Here is an 18850-nt window from a genome sequence, read left to right as displayed (position 1 = left end):
GCCATCGTCACGCTTCGGCCAGCCTCGCCTCGCGATTGGCGCGCAGACGCGCGAAATCGTCGCCCGCGTGGTAGGACGAACGCGTGAGCGGCGTGGCCGACACCATGAGGAATCCCTTGCCATAGGCAGCTTTCTCATAGCCCGCGAATTCCTCGGGCGTGACGAAGCGGTCGACGGCGTGATGCTTCGGCGTGGGTTGCAGATATTGCCCGATGGTCAGGAAATCCACATCCGCCGCGCGCATGTCGTCCATGACCTGTTGCACCGACTGACGGTCTTCTCCGAGGCCGACCATGATGCCGGATTTGGTGAAGATCGACGGGTCGATCTCTTTCACGCGCTGGAGCAGGCGCAGCGAATGGAAATATCGCGCGCCCGGGCGGACCGAGGGATAAAGGCCCGGCACGGTTTCGAGGTTGTGGTTGAACACATCCGGCTTCGCCGCAACCACCGTTTCCAGCGCCGAGGGCGCGCATTTTAAGAAATCCGGCGTCAGGATCTCGATCGTGGTCTTGGGCGACCGGTGCCGCACGGCGCGAATGGTCTGGGCGAAATGCTCCGCCCCGCCATCTTCGAGATCGTCGCGATCCACCGAGGTGATGACAACGTGATTGAGGCCCAGTTTCTGCACGGCATCGGCCACGCGCCCCGGCTCGAACGCATCTAGCGTGTCGGGCCGGCCGGTGGCGATGTTGCAGAAAGTGCAGCCGCGCGTGCAGATCTCGCCCATGATCATCATGGTGGCGTGACCCTGCGACCAACATTCGCCGGCATTGGGGCAGCCTGCCTCTTCGCAGACGGTGACGAGCCTGTTTTCGCGCATGATCCGGCGGGTTTCGTTGTACCCTTCGCCGCCGGGCGCCTTCACGCGAATCCAGCTTGGCTTTTTCGGCTGTGCATTGTCCGGGCGATGCGCTTTTTCCGGATGGCGCTGCTCGGGTATCTTCAGATCACGCAAAGGCTTGCTCCCCCCAACTTTCACGGATGGTTCGCCTTAGCATATAGCGCCGCGCGGGATAGGGCCAGAATTGCATAGCTGCCTTGCGGTCGCACCCCGGCCCTGCCCCGTCCGGTGTCAACCGATCAGCGCGCTCTCCTTGCTGCGCGTGCCGGAATAGAAATGGCTGAGGCGTTGCAACGCGATGCGCAGCACGACCTTGCCCGACCGCGCCGACCAGCCCATGCGCTTCTCGGCTGCCTCAAGCCCTTCGCGCAGACAGCAGCAGCGCAGCACCACATCGCTGAGCCCCGGCCCGAGATCGCGCACCGCATCGAGCACGCGCAGGATCGCCGCGCGGCGCAGCCGGTCGTCGGTCAGCTTGGCGGTCGCATAGTGGCGATGCAGCGCGTCGGGCGTGATCCATCCCAGCAGATCGTCGGGGCGGAAACCGGCAATCGCGTAATCCTCGTAAAGCCGCTCTCCGGCCTTGACGTAATCAGCGGTCAGGAAGGGTTGCCCGTCCGGTCCGCGACGGCGCGCGAGGATGGCGAGCGGGCTTTCGAAGCCCGGCCCGCTGGACACTGTTCGGCCGCGGCGGCGCCGGTCCGGGGCGCCGGCCTCGAACCGCGCTTCGGGATCGAGCGCGTGATCCGCGCGGCGGTCGCGGGCGGCGATGAGGGTCGGCAGCGTGCTGCGCCCCTCCTGCGTGACGCGGTAGCGTTTGACGGTGGTGCCGCCCTCCTGCGCGATCCATTTGCGCATCACCAGCGATCCGGCCAGATCGAGCCCCACCGTGCGCAGCACCCGCGCGTTGCCCTCGCCCGCCGACTGGACGATGGCCGGCTGCGGCAGATCGCTGTTGTAAAGCATCATCGCCCCCGGCGCGCAGAGATCGCGCAGCGCATCCGTCGCTGCATCGATCAGGCTCTCATCGCCGCCATCGCGCGCCTTCATCCCCATGAGCGCGCCATCCACCAGCGGATCGTCGCGCAGCGATTCGAGCTTGCGCACCTGCCGCAGGACGGTGGACGCGTGGCATCCCGCCTCGCGCGCAATCTCGCGGATCGGCCGTCCATCGGCGGTATGCGCAAGATAGCGCCGCGCGGCATCCGGCATAAGCGTTTCGGTCGCGGCGTTCAGACATGCGGTATCGTTCATCGGTTCCCCCTCATTCGATTTGACAGAAGCCATCCACAGCCCTGTCCCCAGACCCAACACAACCTAACGTTGTATTTGTTTCTGATTTGTTAACTTTGGTTACTGCAGGGAATTTGTGTTTCTAAAACGTAAACGGGTCGCAAAGGCATCGTTCGCAGCCAACGGCTCTGCGCAACACCCGCTCAGGTTGTGTAATAGAGGAATCGTTCACATGGCGAAGCGCCAACGATCCACAAGGAAACACACATGCAAGACCTTCTGACCACGATCTCGAAACTGCGCCGTCCGCGCCTTCTCATCCGTGCCGCGCGGATCGCCGCGCAGGATTATCGCCGCGATGCACGGCTGCCGCGACTGCTGGGCTATGGCATGGTGCCGCGCTCGGGCCCGGCGCTGATCAAGCTGATGGAGATGGAAGCCGAGATGAACGCAAGGCGCACCGGGGGCGACGCGTCCTACAGCGTGGCCGAGCATGTCGAGATTCTAAGCGCGGTGATGGGCGAGACGCAGCTGCTGCGCGCGCAGGCCGATGCGATGATCGAACGGGCGCGGTTTACGTGAACGCGTCCGGCATGGACGCCTTGCGACGCGCGACATAGTCGCTCAGCGCCTCGTGAATGGCCGGATCGAGAGCGGGTTGGCGGTAGGTTTCGAGCTGCTTGCGCACCCGCTCCGCCGCAAGCGCGATTGTGTCCCGCGCGCCCTCTTCCCACCACGTCTCGTAGGGTTTGAAATCGAACACCTCCGATTTCCAGAAGGCGGATTTGAAATGCGCCTGCGTATGGGCGCAGCCAAGGTAGTGCCCGCCCGGCCCCACTTCGGCGATCGCGCCCATCGCCTGCGCCTCGTCGTCCATCGCGATGCCTTCGGCCATTTTGTGCAGCGCGCCGAGCTGGTCGGCATCCATCACGAATTTCTCGAACGACGCGACAAGCCCGCCTTCGAGCCAGCCGCAGGCATGCAGCATGAAGTTCACGCCCGACAGCAGCCCCATGTTGAGCGTGTTCGCCGTCTCATAGGCGGCCTGCGCGTCAGGCAGTTTCGATCCGGTGAAACTGCCCGCCGAACGGAACGGCAGTCCAAGCCGGCGCGCAAGCTGGCCCGCGCCATAGGTGATCTGGCTCGCCTCCGGCGTGCCGAAGGTGGGCGCGCCGGAATTCATGTCGATCGAGGTGACGAAAGCGCCGAAGATCACCGGCGCACCGGGACGGATCAGCTGGCTATAGGCGATGCCCGCCATCACCTCGGCCAGAACCTGCGTCAGCGTTCCGGCGACCGACACAGGCGCCATCGCACCGCCGACGATGAAGGGGCTGATGATGCAGGCCTGGTTGTTCTTCGCATAGACCTCCAGCGCGCCCATCATCACGTCGTCGAAGGTCATCGGGGAGTTGATGTTGACGAGCGAGGTCATCACCGTGTTGTTCGGCACGAACTCCTTTCCGAAGAGGATCTCGCACATCTCCACACTGTCCTGCGCGCGGCTGGGTTCAGTGACCGACCCCATGAACGGCTTGTCGCTCAGCGTCATATGCGCCATCAGCATGTCGAGATGGCGCTTGTTGACGGGAATATCCGTCGGCTCGCACACGGTGCCGCCGGAATGGTGCAGCCATTTGGACATATAGCCCAGCTTCACGAAATTCTCGAAATCGGCCATCGTCGCGTAGCGCCGCCCGGCGGTCGCATCATGCACGAAAGGCGGCCCGTAGACCGGCGCGAGAACGAGGCTCTTGCCACCGATTTCGACCGAACGGTCGGGGTTGCGGGCGTGCTGCGTGTAACTCGACGGCGCCGTCGCGCAAAGCTTGCGCGCAAGGCCGCGCGGGATGCGCACCCGCTCGCCGGTCACATCCGCGCCCGCCTCGCGCCACAAATCGAGCGCGCCGGGATTGTTCACCACGTTCACGCCGATCTCTTCCAGTACGGTTTCGGCATTGGCCTCGATGATTTCGAGCGCCTCTTCGGTCAGGATCTCGAAATTCGGGATCTTGCGCTCGATGAACCGGGCGGTCTCGAAGCTGACGGCCGAACGCGCGGCGCGCCGCGATGCGCCCCCGCCGCCCCGTCTGCGGATCGCTCCCTCTGCCATGGCCTGCTCCTTCATTCGCGCAATGCGTCCTTGACGATTGGCATAGCTTGCGCGCGCCTTGCCTCTCTTGCGGTTTGCGCCACTTGCGGGGCAAAAACGACATAGCATGCGTATCGCGCGGCCCGGACGCTTTGACCGCTCGGCTGCGGATGTGCAACATGGCCAAAGTAGAAAAAACCGGCCTTTTCATGACCTCACACCTTTCCGAACCGCCCCCCGCCGCCGAGACCGAGCGCAATGCGCTCACCACCGCCGAGATCGGCGCGGTCGCGCATCTTTATCGCGGCGAGGTCTATCGCAGCACCATCTGGCGCACGCGGCTCGATACGACGACGAATTGGTCGGTGGTCACGCTGGGCGTTGCGCTGTCGATCTCGTTTTCCTCGCCCACCGCCTCGCCGCTGCCGCTGGTGCTGGTGGGCATCCTGATCCTGCTGTTCCTGATGCTGGAGGCGCGGCGCTATCGCTATTTCAACGTCTGGCGCGCGCGCTGCCGCTGGATGGAAAAGCACTTCTACGCGCCGATGCTGATCGAGGGCGACCTGCATCTGGAGGAGAACTGGCAGGACACGCTGGCCGAAGATTACATGCGCCCGAAATACCATGTCGGCTTTCTGGTCGCCGTAGGCCGGCGCATCCGAAGCAATTACCTCTGGATCCTGCTCATTCAGGCGGTGGCCTTCATCGGCAAGCTCGCCGTGCATCCCACGCCCATCGAGCATTGGTCGCAGGTGATCGACCGCGCCGATGTGGGGCCGATTCCGGGCGAGATTCTTTTCCTCGTCGGCACGATCTATGTCGGCATCTGGGCCGGGATCGCGATCTGGTCGAAGCGGCATGACGCCTACCGAAGCGCGAAAAGCGGCAAGAGCCGATCCGATTCCATGGGCTGACGGAACCGGCGGCGCGGCGGCGCGGTTATGCCTGCAAGGTTCAGGCAACACCGGATGTTCCCCATGCGTTACGGCACGAAAAAAACCCTGATGATGTTCCTTGTCCTGCTTGCGGGCGTGGCGGTGCTGCTCTTCGGCTTCGCGGGCGATGTCATCCCCTTCGGATGGTCCATCGTCGTGTGCTTTCTGGTCTGGATCGGCGGCGCCTATCTGGTGCACCGCGCCTATGATCGCATCTGATCGCGGCACGGCTCATATTGCCATTTGCGCGGGCTGTGCCTATCAGACGGCATGATCACAGACCAGCATGACCGCCTTCTCATCATTGATTTCGGCAGCCAGGTGACGCAGCTTATCGCGCGGCGCTTGCGGGAATTGAATGTCTATTGCGAAATCCATCCGTATCAGAACGTCACCGCCGCCTTTCTCGAGGAATTTGCGCCCAAGGCGGTGATCTTTTCCGGCGGCCCGGACAGCGTCATGCGCGAAGGCTCGCCCCGCCCGCCGCGGCAGGTCTACGATCTGGGCGTTCCGATCCTCGGGATCTGCTATGGCCAACAGGTGATGATGCAGGATCTGGGCGGCCGCGTGGAAGCGGGCGAGCACGCGACCGCCGAGTTCGGGCGCGCCTGGGTCAAACCGTCGGACAGGCGCGACGATATCCTCAAGGGTTGGTTCATGGACGGCTCGGGGCGCGAGCAGGTCTGGATGAGCCACGGCGATCATGTCGCTGATCTTGCACCGGAATTCGAGGTTCTTGGCACGTCCCCCGGCGCGCCTTTCGCGATCACGGCCGACCGCGCGCGCCATTTCTACGCGGTGCAGTTCCACCCCGAAGTGCATCACACGCCGAACGGGCGCACGCTTTACCAGAATTTCGTGCAACTGGCCGGGTTCTCCGGCGATTGGACGATGGACGCCTACAAGGATGAAGCGATCCGCAAGATCCGCGATCAGGTCGGCGACAAGAAGGTCATCTGCGGCCTCTCGGGCGGCGTTGACAGCTCGGTCGCGGCGGCGCTTCTGCACGAGGCGATCGGCGATCAGCTCACCTGCGTGTTCGTCGATCACGGACTGCTGCGGCTGAACGAGGCCGAAGAGGTCGTCACGATGTTCCGCGATCACATGAACCTTCAGGTGATCCACGCGCAGGAACAGGAGCTCTTTCTGGGTGAGCTTGACGGCGTAAGCGACCCGGAAACAAAGCGAAAAATCATCGGGCGGCTGTTCATCGACGTGTTCCAGAAATACGCGAGCGAGATCGAGGGTGCAGAGTTTCTTGCGCAGGGCACGCTTTACCCCGACGTGATCGAAAGCGTCAGCTTCAGCGGCGGCCCCTCCGTCACGATCAAATCGCACCACAATGTCGGCGGCTTGCCGGAGAAGATGGGGCTCAAGCTGGTCGAGCCGCTGCGCGAGCTCTTCAAGGACGAGGTGCGCGAGCTGGGCCGCGAGTTGGGCCTGCCGGACAGCTTCATCGGTCGCCACCCCTTCCCCGGTCCCGGCCTTGCCATCCGCTGCCCCGGAGAGATCACGCGCGAAAAGCTCGACATCCTGCGCAAGGCCGACGCCGTCTATATCGACCAGATCCGCAAGCATGGTCTTTACGACGAGATCTGGCAGGCCTTCGTCGCCATCCTGCCCGTCCGCACCGTCGGCGTGATGGGCGACGGGCGCACCTATGATTTCGCCTGCGCGTTGCGGGCCGTGACTTCGGTAGACGGCATGACCGCCGATTACTACCCGTTCAGCCATGATTTCCTTGGCGAGACAGCAACGCGCATCATCAACGAGGTGCGCGGGATCAACCGCGTGACCTATGACATCACGTCGAAACCGCCGGGCACCATCGAATGGGAATGATCCGCGCGGCCTGCCTTTTCCTGGCGCTTCCTGCTCTTGCGGGCGCGGAGCCGGGCTATTTCCGGGTGACCGGCGTGGCGCAGGACGACGTTCTGAACTTGCGCGCCGCGCCATCGGCGCAGGCCGAGGATCTGGGCGATCTCGACCCCGATACGCGGCATGTCGAAGTGATCGGCTTTGACGACAGCGGCGACTGGGCGCGCATCGCGCGGGGCGAGCGTGATCTCTGGGCGGCGGCGCGGTTCCTTGTTCCCGATCAACCCGATACGCTTGAAACCTCATCCCTGCCGGACGGTCTGTCCTGCAGCGGAACCGAGCCGTTCTGGTCCCTCACCCTGTCGAGTTCTGCCGCCCGGTTCGACGCACCGGGCAGCCCGCCGCTGGCGCTCGATATCTCTGACGTGACCATTGCCGAGGGCCGGATCGGCAGCCCTGCACGCGTCACGCTGACCGGCACAGACGCGCGGGCCGAGGCGCATGTGTTCGGCGCGCTTTGCTCCGATGGGATGAGCGATCGCAGCTATGGTTGGACCGCGCTTGTGGGGCTGCAACATGGCGCAGAGCGACGCCTGCTGTCGGGCTGCTGCACCTTCCTGCCGGATTGATCTTGCGAGCCTGTCGCACCCGGCCTAGGGCTGGGCGCATGTTGCTGTCTCCCACCCTGCGCGCCTGCCTCTGGATGATCGGATCGATCCTGTCCTTCACCGCCATGGCGATTGCCGGGCGCGCGGTGAGCCTCGATCTCGATACGTTCGAGATCATGCTCTATCGCAGCGTGATCGGCGCCGGGATCGTGATCGTCGTGGCGGGCTACGCCGGCACGCTGACGCAAATCCGCACACGCAAGCCGGGCGCGCATCTTGCCCGCAACATCTGCCACTTCACCGGACAGAACCTTTGGTTCTATGCGATCGCGACCATCCCGCTCGCGCAGGTCTTCGCGCTGGAGTTCACCTCGCCGCTCTGGGTGATGGTGCTGGCGCCGCTGGTGCTGAACGAAAGGCTGACCCGCTCGCAGCTCATCGCCGGCGCGGCGGGGTTCATCGGTATCCTGATCGTCACCCGCCCCGGTGCGCAAAGCGTCGATGCCGGGCTCATCGCCGCCGCGCTTGCCGCTATCGGCTTTGCCGGATCGGCGGTGCTGACGCGCCGGCTGACGCGGACGGAGACGATCACCTGCATCCTGTTCTACCTGACCACCATGCAGGCCGCGCTCGGGCTGATCTGCGCCGGTGCGGATGGCGCCATCGCGTTGCCGACGCTGGCCAACCTGCCCTTTGTCGCGGTGATCGCGGTGGCGGGGCTGGTCGCGCATTTCTGCCTGACCACGGCGCTGTCGCTCGCCCCGGCCAGCATCGTGATGCCGATAGATTTCACCCGCCTGCCGGTGATCGTCATCGTTGGTGTACTGCTTTATGCCGAACCGCTCGACCCATACGTGCTGCTCGGCGCGGCGGTGATTTTCGCGGCGAATTACTACAACATCCGTGCCAGCGCGCGGGCGTAACAAGAATGTGACGCTGCGCAAGTTCCGCGCCATGTGACGTATGGTCAAAATTGACCCGGCGACAAGCGGCTCTCTACCGTCGCGGGTAGGATGAGACACCCATGACAAGGGATGAGGGACCATGACACGACTGATGACGAGCGCCTTCGCGCTGGCTGTGGCAGCGGGCGCTGCGCAGGCCGGCGGGATCGAGCGCATGAGCAATGATTACGGGCTGCTGTTCGAAAGCGGCAACAAGGTTCGGTTGAGCTTCTCGGCCGTGTCCCCCGACGTTTCGGGCGAATACACGCCCGAGCTGACCGCCGCCGGCGGCGGGCAGGACAAAACCGGAGATATGGCCGAAAGCTACCAGAATTTCGGCTTTGCGTATAAGAACGACATCAACGAGAAACTGGCCTTCGGTCTATACGTCAACACGCCCTATGGTGCGGATTCGGACTATTCGAAGGGCGTCTATACCGGCTTGGCCGCCGAATGGGACAGCCAGCAGATCGCCGCCCTCGCGCGCTACCGGATCAATGATCGCGTGTCGGTCTATGGCGGCGCGCGCTATCTGCGCAGCAAGGCAGAAATCACCATTCCCGACCTTCTGGTGCGGAGCCGCGTCGGCGGCAACGCGCAGGCCATCGGCGCGCGGGCGCAGGAGCTTGGCGCGCAGGCCGCCGCCGCACAGGCCGCCGGGAACCTTGCCGAAGCGCAAGCGCTCGGCGCGCAGGCGCAGCAGCTCGGTGCGAAGGCGCAGCGGCTCGGCGGGGCAGCGCAGGATTTCGGCACCAGCATGGAATTCAACGCCTCCGCCGATTACGAGGGCGATTGGGGCGCCGTTCTGGGCGTCGCCTACGAGATCCCCGATATCGCGCTGCGCGTCGCGCTGACCTACGAATCCGAGATCACGCATACCTTCGATGCGTCCGAGACGATCCCCGGCCTTGGCATCGATACCGAGGATGGCGAGAACGACGTGACCATCCCGCAGACCGTCGCGCTCGATTTCCAGACCGGCGTTGCCCCCGGCACGCTCGTCTTCGGCCAGATCAAGTGGTCCGAGTGGGAGAAATGGTCGGTCGCGACACCGCAATACGAGGACGTCACCGGCGGCGAGATCACCAGTTTCCCGAGCGATGTCTGGACCTACAAGCTGGGCGTTGGACGGCAGTTCACCGATGCGGTCTCCGGTTTTGCGCAGATCACCTATGAGCCCGATCTCGACGATATCCAGTCGCGCCTCGCGCCGCGTGACGGGATCGTCAGCCTTGGCATCGGCGGGCAATACAAGATGGACAACATGACCCTGCGCGGCGGGATCGAATATGCCTGGGTCGGCGACGCCGAAGACGCCTCTGGCGTGAAGTTCGAGGACAACAACGCCATCGGCATCGGCCTGACGCTGACGACCGAATTCTGATTTCTCCGGGTGCCCACCGCCCGGAGCCTCCAGAGCCCCGTCGCACACTGTCGGCGGGGCTTTTTCGTGCCTACTGCGTCTAGGCGCAGGTTCCGGGTCGCGCCGCGTCCCCGCATCGCGTTATGGCTGTGGCATGACACAGCAAACCTCCTTGTCCTCCCGCGCATGGACCGAGCTTCTCCTGCTTGGGCTGATCTGGGGCGGCTAATTCCTCGCCATCCGCACCGCGCTCGATGAAATCGGGCCGCTGACGTCGGTTCTGCATCGCACGTTCTGGGCGATGCTGGTTCTTTGGTCTGTGGTTGCGCTGCGCCGCATTCCCATCCCCCGCGATCCGAAGCTCTGGGGCGCGTTCCTGGTGATGGGGTTGCTCAACAACGTGATCCCGTTCAGCCTGATGGCCTGGGGGCAGCTTCATATCCCGTCCGGGCTGACGTCCATCTTCAACGCATCGACGGCGATTTTCGGCATTGTCGTCGCTGCCATCGTCTTTGCCGATGAACGGCTCACGCCGCGCAAGCTGCTGGGGGTCGGGATCGGGTTCGCCGGTGTGCTGACGGCGATCGGGCCGGAGGCGCTGGCGCAGTTCGACACGACATCGCTGGCGCAACTTGCGGTGGTGGCCGGAACGCTGTCCTACGCCTGCGCCGGCGCTTGGGGGCGCAAGATGCTGGGCGGCGTGCCGCCCGTGCTGGCCGCAGCCAGCATGCTGGCTGGATCGTCGCTCGTCATGGCACCGCTTGCGATCCTCGTGGAAGGGGTGCCGGATCTCACGCTGGCCCCGACGACATGGGCCGCCATCGCCTACTACGCCGTCATCGCCACCGCGCTGGCCTTTCTGCTTTATTACCGCGTTCTGGCAATGGCCGGCAGCGGCAACCTGCTTCTCGTCACGCTCATTATCCCGCCGGTGGCCATCACGCTCGGTGCATTGGTGCGCGGTGAAAGCCTTTACCCGGCAGAATATCTGGGCTTCGCGCTGCTGGCGCTGGGGTTGAGCATCATCGACGGGCGTTTGTGGAGCCGCCGGGCGACAACGGTTTGACGGCCCGCCGCCCAATCGCTACTTCCAAGCGAAGAAGGCGGGCATCGGGGCGGCAGGATGATCTACAGATCGGGTGAGGATTGGCGGCGCGCGCCGCATAAGCGTGTTGTTCTCTTTGCCATGTCGGGGCTCGGCAAGACACATCTGTCGAACCTGCTGCGCGAGACAGGCGCGTGGTTTCACTACTCCATCGATTACCGCATCGGCACCCGCTACATGGGCGAATACATCGCCGACAACGCCAAGCGCGAAGCGATGAAAGTGCCGTTCCTGCGCGATCTGCTGATGACGGATTCGATCTATATCGGCTCCAATATCAGCTTTCACAACCTCGCGCCCGTGTCGGCCTATCTCGGCAAGCCGGGCGATCCGGCGCGCGGCGGGCTGCCCATCGATATCTATCGCAAGCGGCAGGACCAGTTCCGCCGGGCGGAAATGGCCGCGCTGCTCGATACCGGGTATTTCATCGACCGGGCGATGGATCTCTATGGCTACCCGCATTTTGTCTGCGACACCGGCGGATCGATCTGCGAATGGGTCGATCCCGAAGATCCGGCCGACCCCATCCTGACGGATTTGTCGCGCCATGCGCTTCTGGTCTGGATCAAGGGCGATGATGCGCATACGCAGGAATTGGTCCGCCGGTTCGACAAGGCGCCGAAACCCATGGCCTACCAGCCGCAATTCCTCGACCGCGTCTGGGCTGAATACCTCAGTCATAACAACGTGAAGGGCAGCGACGTTGACCCTGACGGCTTCATCCGCTGGACCTACGCTCAGGCGCTCGATCACCGCCGCCCGCTCTACGAGGCGATGGCGCGCAACTGGGGCGTGACCATCGACGCCCACGATCTGACAGACGCGCCTACGCCCGAGCGGTTCGACGATCTGATCGCCGACGCCATCGACAGAAAGACCCGCTGACCTCATGCCGATCAAACTGCCTGACAATCTGCCCGCCTATGATGTGCTCGCGCGCGAGGGCGTCATGGTCATGTCCGACGAATTGGCCAGCAAGCAGGATATCCGCCCGCTCAGGATCGCGCTGCTGAACCTGATGCCGAAGAAGATCCAGACGGAGAACCAGTTCGCACGGCTGATCGGGGCAACGCCCTTGCAGATCGAACTGAACCTGATCCGCATGTCCGAACACCGCACGCGCAACACCGCGGCCGAGCATATGCGCAGCTTCTACCGCCCGTTCAGCGAGGTGATGGAGACCGGAGAGAAATTCGACGGGCTCATCATCACCGGCGCGCCGATCGAACATTTGCCCTATGAGGAAGTGACTTACTGGGATGAGCTCACGCAGGTGTTCGACTGGACGCAAACCCATGTTCATTCCACTTTCGGCGTGTGCTGGGGCGGCATGGCGATGATCAACCATTTTCACGGCATCCCCAAGATCGATCTGCCCGCCAAGGCGTTCGGCTGCGTGCGCCATCGCAACCTCGCGCCCGCCTCGCCCTATCTGCGCGGCTTTTCCGACGACATGGTGATCCCGGTCAGCCGCTGGACCGAGATTCGCCGCGAGGACGTGCAGGCCGCTGGCCTGCCCATCCTGATCGACAGTGCCGAGACCGGCCCCTGCCTCGTCGAGGATGCGGCCCACCGGGCGCTCTATATCTTCAACCATCTCGAATATGACAGCGGCACGCTGAAGGAAGAATACGACCGCGACGTGGCCAGCGGCACGCCTATCAACATTCCGGCGAATTACTATCCGGACAACGATCCGTCGAAGCCGCCGCAGAACCGCTGGCGCAGCCATGCGCATCTTCTTTATGGCAATTGGATTTCAGAGATCTATCTGACGACTCCCTTCGATATCGACCAGATCGGCGCGTCCCGCACCGATCTGCGCAACAGATAAGGAGCGCGCCGTGGCGTTGAGAGCTTTGGGCATCGCGATAGGCTGCGCGGCCGTTCTGGTCGCCGCGACCGCCTGCACCTCTGATTACCGCGAAGACCGGGCGGAGGCGCGGTTTCCGCCGGAGGGCCAGTTCATAGAGGTGAACGGAACGCGGGTGCATTACGTCACGCGTGGCAGCGGCCCCGATCTGGTGCTGATCCACGGCGCGAGCGGCAATCTGCGCGATTTCACCTTCTCGCTGGTGGGCAAGCTCGAAGATCGCTACCGCGTCACCGCTTTCGACCGGCCCGGCCTCGGCTATACCGAGCGGATGGACCCGGACGGCACGTCGATCACAGATCAAGCCAACCTGCTGGCCAGCGCATCCGAGCAGCTTGGCCTGCGCGAGCCCATCGTTCTGGGTCATTCCTTCGGCGGCGCGGTCGCGCTCGCTTGGGCGGTGGAGCGGCCCGGCAGCCTATCGGCGCTGGTGCTGCTCTCGGCGCCTTCGCAGCCCTGGGAGAGCGATCTCAGTCTCTTCTATCAGATCACATCGAGCGATCTCGGCGGCGCGACCGTGGTTCCGGCGATCACCGCCTTCGCGCCGAAATCGGCGGTGCAGAACGTGGTCGAGGGGATCTTTGCGCCGCAAGAGCCGCCCGAAGGCTATATGGAGCATATCGGGGCGCCGCTGTCGCTGCGCAGCACATCGCTGCGCGCCAATGCAAAGCAAAGGGCCAACCTTCTGCCCCAGATCGAGTCATTGCATACGCGCTACGACGCCATCGATGTGCCGATCGAACTTGTGCATGGCGATGCCGATACCACTGTCGGACTGTCGATCCATTCGGTTCCGCTGGCCCGGCAGCTTGAAAACGCCAATCTGACGGTTCTCGAAGGGGTCGGGCATATGCCCCACCACGCGGACGAGCCGGCGGTGATCGATGCCATAGACCGCGCCGCGCGCCGTGCGGGTTTGCGTTAGGCGCCCCCGCACCCCATAGTCGAACGACCGAACTCTTGTAACGAGCCAGCATATGGAGCTTCCCTTCGACGGCGCGATCAGCGCCTTTTTCGAGCATGACGCCCCGGACCGGGTGAAGGCCGCGATCGCGCGCGCGGACAAGGACGATATCATCACGCCCGACTATCCCTATTCGGAACGCATGGCGCGCAAAGCCTACAAGCGCGATCTGGAGGCGTTGCAGATCGAACTGGTCAAGATGAAGGCCTGGGCGCGCGATACCGGAACCCGCATCGCCATTGTCTTCGAAGGGCGCGATGCCGCCGGAAAAGGCGGCACGATCAAGCGCTTCCGCGAGAATCTCAATCCGCGCGGCACGCATGTCGTGGCGCTGTCCAAGCCCTCCGAAACCGAGGCGACGCAATGGTATTTTCAGCGTTACATCGATCATATGCCCGCCGCCGGCGATCTGACCTTCTTCGACCGAAGCTGGTATAACCGCGCGGTCGTCGAAAAGGTGTTCGGCTTTTGCACCGAAGAGGAACGGCAGCTTTTCTTCCGGCAGGTGCCCGAGGTCGAGAAGATGCTGGTCGAGGACGGGCTGCGGTTGTTCAAGATCTGGCTCAATGTCGGCCAGGCCGAACAGCTGCGCCGCTTTCTCAAGCGCGAACGCGACCCGCTCAAGCAATGGAAGCTGAGCCGGATCGATGTCGAAGGGCTGCAGCGCTGGGACGCTTACACGGCCGCGATCCGCGAGACTTTCGAAAAGACCCATACCGATCACGCCCCCTGGACGGTGATCCGCTCGGACGACAAGCGCCGCGCGCGGATCATGGCGATCCGCAGCGTGCTGAGCCGGCTCGACTATGCGCGCAAGGACGAAGAGGCGCTCGGCACCATCGATCCGGCGATCTGCGGCGGGCCGGAGGTCTGGGATGGCTAAACGCGGCTATCATCACGGCAACCTGCGCCAGGCACTGATCGAGGCCGCTCTCGATCTCATCACCGAAAAGGGGCCGACCGGCTTTACCCTGTCGGAAGCCGCCAAGCGCGCCGGTGTCACCCCGGCTGCCGTCTATCGCCATTTCGAAGGCCGCGAGGATTTGATCGCCGAAGCCGCGCGGCAGGGCTACGAGATCTTCGCCGATGTCATGCAATACGCCTATGACAGTGGCCAGCCCTCCGCCCTTTCCGCCTTCGAGGCGACGGGCCGTGCCTATCTCGCCTTCGCGCGCAAATATCCCGGCCATTACATCGCGATGTTCGAAAGCGGCATCTCCGTCAACCGCACGCCCGAGCTTGCCGCCGTCTCGGCCCGCGCGCGCCGCGTGCTGGAACAGGCGGCTGCCGACCTGTCGCAGCATATCCCGCCGGAAAAACGCCCGCCTGCCTCGATGTTCTCGGCCCATATCTGGGCGCTGAGCCACGGCGTGGTGGAGCTTTTCGCGCGCAATTCTCCCGGCACGGTGGCACCCTTCCCGCCCGAGGATCTGCTGGAATCGGGCATCGGCGTCTACCTGCGCGGGTTGGGGCTGATCGGCCCCGATCAATAGGTGACAAATCCACCCCGAATGCCTACATGCCTGCCCATGACAAAAGAACTTCACATCGTCGGCGGCGGCATGGCCGGCTCCGAAGCCGCCTGGCAGGCCGCAGAGGCGGGCGCGTCCGTGGTCATCCACGAAATGCGCCCCAAGGTCGAAACCTTCGCTCACAAGACCGGCGATCTGGGCGAGATGGTCTGCTCGAACTCCTTTCGCTCGGACGATCACGAACAGAACGCCGTGGGCCTTCTGCATTGGGAAATGCAGCAAGCCGGCGGTCTGGTGATCGACACCGCGTATAAGCACCGCCTGCCCGCCGGCGGCGCCCTGGCCGTGGACCGCGACGCCTTCAGCGCCGAGATCACCCGCCGCCTGCACGCCCATCCGAACGTGCGCGTCAGCCACGAGGAAATCACCGCCCTGCCCGAGGATGGCCAGTGGATCATCGCCACCGGCCCGCTCACCAGCGCCGCGCTGGGTAGCGCGATCCAGCAGGAAACCGGCACCGACCGGCTCGCCTTCTTCGACGCCATCGCGCCCATCGTCTATGCCGACAGCATCGACATGGAGCAGGCCTGGCTGCAATCGCGCTATGACAAGGGCGAGACCGAAGAAGAGCGCCGCGCCTATATCAACTGCCCGATGGACAAGGATCAATACGAGGCGTTCATCGACGCGCTGCTCGCCGCCGATAAGACCGAGTTTCACGAGGGCGAAACCGCCGGTTACTTCGACGGCTGCCTGCCCATCGAGGTGATGGCAGACCGCGGCCGCGAAACGCTGCGGCACGGGCCGATGAAGCCGGTGGGCCTGACCAATCCGCACGCGCCCGACGTCAAACCCCATGCGGTCGTGCAGCTGCGCCGCGACAATGCTCTGGGCACGCTCTATAATATCGTCGGCTTTCAGACCAAGATGAAATACGGCGCGCAAGCCTCTGTTTTCCGGATGATTCCCGGTCTGGAAAATGCCAGCTTCGCCCGGCTCGGCGGCATCCACCGCAACACGTTCCTCAACAGCCCGACGCTGCTCGACGCGCAAATGCGCCTGCGCTCGCGCCCGCATATCCGGTTCGCGGGGCAAGTCACGGGCGTCGAAGGCTATGTCGAATCCGCCGCCATGGGCCTCCTCGCAGGCCGCATGGCCGCCGCCGACATGCTTGGCCAGCCCCTGCCCGAGGTGCCGCAGGACAGTGCCCATGGCGCGCTCATTCACCACATCACCGGCGGCGCCGATGCCAGGACCTTCCAGCCGATGAACGTGAATTTCGGCCTTTTCCGCCCGGTGGACGGCCTCAAGGGCGGACGCCGGGGCCGCCGCGACCGATACAAGGCCTATACCGACCGCGCAAAAGCCGCATGGTCGGGCTGGCTGACCGCACAGATGGAGCCTGCATGAACTACGTTCTCGCCCTTTTCCTGCCGCCGCTCTCGATCCTTCTGACGGGGCGCATCTTCACCGCGATCATCGTGCTCATCATCTGGATCCCGGCGATCGTCTTCTCGGGCGGGCTGACCCATCCGATGTTCATCCTGCTGGCCTGGATCCTGATCTACCAAAGCCGCGAGGATCGAAGGATGCGCAAATACGGCCGCGATGAGTGAGGGCCGCGCCGCTTTCGTCACCCGTTTCGCGCCCAGCCCGACCGGACAGCTCCATCTCGGTCATGCCTATTCGGCCATGCTCGCGCATGATATGGCGCGCAGGGCCGGGGGTCGCTTCCTGCTCCGGATCGAGGATACCGACAGCGCGCGCTGCCGGCCCGTATACGAGGCGCAAATCTACGAAGACCTCGCCTGGCTCGGCTTGGCTTGGGAAACCCCCGTCCTTCGGCAATCACAGAACAGCGCGCAATATGACGCCGCGCTGGCCCGGCTGGGAGAGATGGGTGTGCTCTACCCCTGCCGCTGCACGCGCGGCGACATCCGCCGTGCCGCCACCGCGCCGCAGGAAGGCGCGCCGCTGCACGGGCCGGACGGGCTGATCTACCCCGGCACCTGTCGCCACCGCGCCTGGTCCGAGCGCCGCCCCGAAGACGCGATCCGCCTCGACATGCGCCGCGCCCTCGACCTGCGACCGCAACTGCCGCAATACGAGGAGACCGGCATCACCGCGCCCTGCACCCTGACACGCGACATGCTGCTGAACGGGATCGGCGATATCGTCCTGGCCCGGCGCGACACCGGCGCCGCGGCCTATCATCTCAGCGTCGTGGTGGACGATGCCGCGCAAGGCGTCACCCATGTCATCCGCGGCGCCGATCTGGCCAGCGCAACACCGATCCACGTCCTGCTGCAATCCCTGCTTGGTCTGCCGACGCCCATCTATCACCACCACGAACTGATCCGCGACGAGACGGGCAAACGCCTCGCCAAACGCGACGATGCACGTGCCATCGCCCTTTACCGCGCCGAGGGTGCAACCCCGAACGATATACGCGCAATGGTCGGCCTCCCGGCGTCCTGACCTTCTCTGTTTTCCAAATATCTCGGGGGAGTCGCGCTTTGCGCGACGGGGGCAGAGCCCCCTGCTACGCCTCCACCGGCGCCATGATCTCGACCTCCGCACCATCCCGCACTTCCGTGTAAAAACAGGACCGCCGGTTGGTATGACAGGCCGGGCCGGTCTGGCGCACCTGCAGCAGCAGGCAATCGCGGTCGCAATCCAGACGCAGCGAAACAAGCTCCTGCACATGGCCCGAACTCTCCCCCTTGACCCAGAACGCCTCCCGCGAGCGCGACCGATAGGTCACGCGGCCCGTCTCCAGCGTGCGGGCAACGGCGTCCGAATTCATCCAGGCCATCATCAGCACCTCGCCGGTTTCCGCGTCCTGCGCGATGGTCGGGATCAACCCGCGCGCGTCATAGCGCAATGTCGCCGGATCGAAACTCATTGCAAAACCCCCTTTTGCATCCCATGCCCGCGCTCTATCTATGAGGCAACACGCAGAAGGGAAAGCCATGTCCGGCGAAACCGATCTCATCAAGCTCTATTCCGGCCGCATCCTCGAACTGGCCGCCGATATCCCGTATTTGCAACGGCTGCCCGCGCCCGACGCAACGGTCAAGAAACGCGCACCGCTTTGCGGCTCCACGGTCACGGTCGATCTCGCGCTCACGGATGGCAAGGTCAGCGGTTTTGGACAGGATGTGAAGGCTTGCGCGCTCGGGCAGGCGGCGGCGTCGGTGGTGGGCGATGCGATCATCGGCTGCACACCGGAGCAGATCGAGACGGCGCGGCGCCAGCTGCGCGCCATGCTAGAAGAGGATGGCCCGGCACCGAGCGCGCCTTTCGGTGATCTGGACGTGCTGCGCCCCGCCGGCGCGTTCAAGAACCGCCATGCCTCCATCCTGCTCACGCTCGATGCCGCGAGCGAAGCGGCGGCGCAGCTTGCCGATCCGCAAACCGCATAAGCCCTAAAAGCGAAAAAAACCGCCGCGCTTCGAAATGAAGGCGGCGGCAAGGTGCGTTCGTTGAACACCGCTCAGGCCGTGGAAGGCGGGATACCTTCCGGGACAGGTGCATCTCTCGGGACAGGACGCATCGGGGTGAGGCTTGGCGGCGCAACACGCAGGCAGAAAAGGCAA

At 64.3% G+C, this 18850-nt stretch carries 20 protein-coding genes and 1 pseudogene; 17 read left to right on the top strand and 4 right to left on the bottom strand.

Features of this window, described 5'->3' with window-relative positions; translation table 11 throughout:
* Positions 1-7: 7 nt before the first annotated feature.
* Together lipA and M3465_RS15205 are read right to left on the bottom strand one after the other, a co-directional pair.
* Positions 8-958: a lipoyl synthase gene (lipA, locus tag M3465_RS15210; RefSeq protein ID WP_249502624.1), complete on the bottom strand. Its 951-nt coding sequence runs from the start codon at positions 956-958 to the stop codon at positions 8-10.
* A 117-nt stretch (positions 959-1075) separates the two neighbouring features.
* Positions 1076-2098: a DUF6456 domain-containing protein gene (locus tag M3465_RS15205; protein ID WP_249502623.1), complete on the bottom strand. Its 1023-nt coding sequence runs from the start codon at positions 2096-2098 to the stop codon at positions 1076-1078.
* A 246-nt stretch (positions 2099-2344) separates the two neighbouring features.
* Between M3465_RS15205 and M3465_RS15200 the strand changes: the two genes are divergently transcribed.
* Positions 2345-2659 (top strand): DUF6477 family protein, encoded by a 315-nt coding sequence (locus M3465_RS15200; RefSeq protein ID WP_249502622.1) that lies wholly within the window; start codon positions 2345-2347, stop codon positions 2657-2659.
* Here the strand turns inward: M3465_RS15200 and M3465_RS15195 are convergent.
* Positions 2652-4190 carry a trimethylamine methyltransferase family protein gene (locus M3465_RS15195; protein WP_249502621.1) on the bottom strand — a complete coding sequence of 513 codons (1539 nt, stop codon included), beginning with the start codon at positions 4188-4190 and terminating at the stop codon, positions 2652-2654. The genes M3465_RS15200 and M3465_RS15195 overlap by 8 nt on opposite strands.
* Positions 4191-4378: 188 nt before the next feature.
* Here M3465_RS15195 and M3465_RS15190 point away from each other — a divergent pair, with 188 nt between their 5' ends.
* From M3465_RS15190 to gluQRS, 15 genes and pseudogenes are all read left to right on the top strand, one after another.
* Positions 4379-5083 (top strand): DUF2270 domain-containing protein, encoded by a 705-nt coding sequence (locus tag M3465_RS15190; RefSeq protein WP_249502737.1) that lies wholly within the window; start codon positions 4379-4381, stop codon positions 5081-5083.
* Positions 5084-5146: 63 nt separating this feature from the next.
* Positions 5147-5323: a hypothetical protein gene (locus tag M3465_RS15185; protein WP_249502620.1), complete on the top strand. Its 177-nt coding sequence runs from the start codon at positions 5147-5149 to the stop codon at positions 5321-5323.
* A 51-nt stretch (positions 5324-5374) separates the two neighbouring features.
* A complete protein-coding gene (gene guaA / locus M3465_RS15180; protein WP_249502619.1) occupies positions 5375-6946 on the top strand; it encodes a glutamine-hydrolyzing GMP synthase in 1572 nt (523 codons plus the stop codon).
* Complete coding sequence (locus M3465_RS15175; RefSeq protein WP_249502618.1) at positions 6937-7551, top strand: COG3650 family protein; 615 nt, start codon at positions 6937-6939, stop codon at positions 7549-7551. Before guaA ends, M3465_RS15175 begins: the two co-directional genes overlap by 10 nt.
* Positions 7552-7595: 44 nt before the next feature.
* Positions 7596-8453, top strand: a complete 858-nt coding sequence (locus tag M3465_RS15170) for a DMT family transporter (protein WP_249502736.1) — start codon at positions 7596-7598, stop codon at positions 8451-8453.
* A 121-nt stretch (positions 8454-8574) separates the two neighbouring features.
* Positions 8575-9858 (top strand): OmpP1/FadL family transporter, encoded by a 1284-nt coding sequence (locus M3465_RS15165; RefSeq protein WP_249502617.1) that lies wholly within the window; start codon positions 8575-8577, stop codon positions 9856-9858.
* 133 nt (positions 9859-9991) lie between these two features.
* Positions 9992-10903, top strand: a pseudogene (locus tag M3465_RS15160) (DMT family transporter).
* A gap of 57 nt (positions 10904-10960) precedes the next feature.
* A complete protein-coding gene (locus M3465_RS15155; RefSeq protein ID WP_249502616.1) occupies positions 10961-11827 on the top strand; it encodes an ATPase in 867 nt (288 codons plus the stop codon).
* A gap of 4 nt (positions 11828-11831) precedes the next feature.
* Positions 11832-12776: a homoserine O-succinyltransferase gene (locus M3465_RS15150; RefSeq protein WP_249502615.1), complete on the top strand. Its 945-nt coding sequence runs from the start codon at positions 11832-11834 to the stop codon at positions 12774-12776.
* Positions 12777-12786: 10 nt separating this feature from the next.
* Positions 12787-13740 (top strand): alpha/beta fold hydrolase, encoded by a 954-nt coding sequence (locus tag M3465_RS15145; RefSeq protein WP_249502614.1) that lies wholly within the window; start codon positions 12787-12789, stop codon positions 13738-13740.
* Positions 13741-13792: 52 nt separating this feature from the next.
* Positions 13793-14662: a polyphosphate kinase 2 gene (gene ppk2 / locus M3465_RS15140; protein WP_249502613.1), complete on the top strand. Its 870-nt coding sequence runs from the start codon at positions 13793-13795 to the stop codon at positions 14660-14662.
* On the top strand, positions 14655-15272 hold the full coding sequence (locus M3465_RS15135; protein ID WP_249502612.1) for a TetR/AcrR family transcriptional regulator: 618 nt from the start codon (positions 14655-14657) through the stop codon (positions 15270-15272). Before ppk2 ends, M3465_RS15135 begins: the two co-directional genes overlap by 8 nt.
* 36 nt (positions 15273-15308) lie before the next feature.
* Positions 15309-16661 carry a methylenetetrahydrofolate--tRNA-(uracil(54)-C(5))-methyltransferase (FADH(2)-oxidizing) TrmFO gene (trmFO, locus tag M3465_RS15130; RefSeq protein ID WP_249502611.1) on the top strand — a complete coding sequence of 451 codons (1353 nt, stop codon included), beginning with the start codon at positions 15309-15311 and terminating at the stop codon, positions 16659-16661.
* A complete protein-coding gene (locus M3465_RS15125) occupies positions 16658-16867 on the top strand; it encodes a hypothetical protein (RefSeq protein ID WP_249502610.1) in 210 nt (69 codons plus the stop codon). The genes trmFO and M3465_RS15125 overlap by 4 nt, the downstream gene beginning before the upstream one ends.
* Positions 16860-17729: a tRNA glutamyl-Q(34) synthetase GluQRS gene (gluQRS, locus tag M3465_RS15120; protein ID WP_249502609.1), complete on the top strand. Its 870-nt coding sequence runs from the start codon at positions 16860-16862 to the stop codon at positions 17727-17729. The genes M3465_RS15125 and gluQRS overlap by 8 nt, the downstream gene beginning before the upstream one ends.
* Positions 17730-17793: 64 nt before the next feature.
* On the opposite strand, the gene hisI is transcribed toward gluQRS, so the two are convergent.
* Positions 17794-18156 carry a phosphoribosyl-AMP cyclohydrolase gene (gene hisI / locus M3465_RS15115; protein ID WP_249502608.1) on the bottom strand — a complete coding sequence of 121 codons (363 nt, stop codon included), beginning with the start codon at positions 18154-18156 and terminating at the stop codon, positions 17794-17796.
* A 67-nt stretch (positions 18157-18223) separates the two neighbouring features.
* Between hisI and M3465_RS15110 the strand changes: the two genes are divergently transcribed.
* Positions 18224-18676, top strand: a complete 453-nt coding sequence (locus M3465_RS15110) for an iron-sulfur cluster assembly scaffold protein (RefSeq protein ID WP_249502607.1) — start codon at positions 18224-18226, stop codon at positions 18674-18676.
* The last annotated feature ends 174 nt before the right edge of the window (positions 18677-18850 follow it).

The sequence above is a fragment of the Marivita sp. GX14005 genome (assembly GCF_023370775.1).
Classification (GTDB): domain Bacteria; phylum Pseudomonadota; class Alphaproteobacteria; order Rhodobacterales; family Rhodobacteraceae; genus Marivita.
This window is presented reverse-complemented; position numbering and strand designations above follow the sequence as displayed.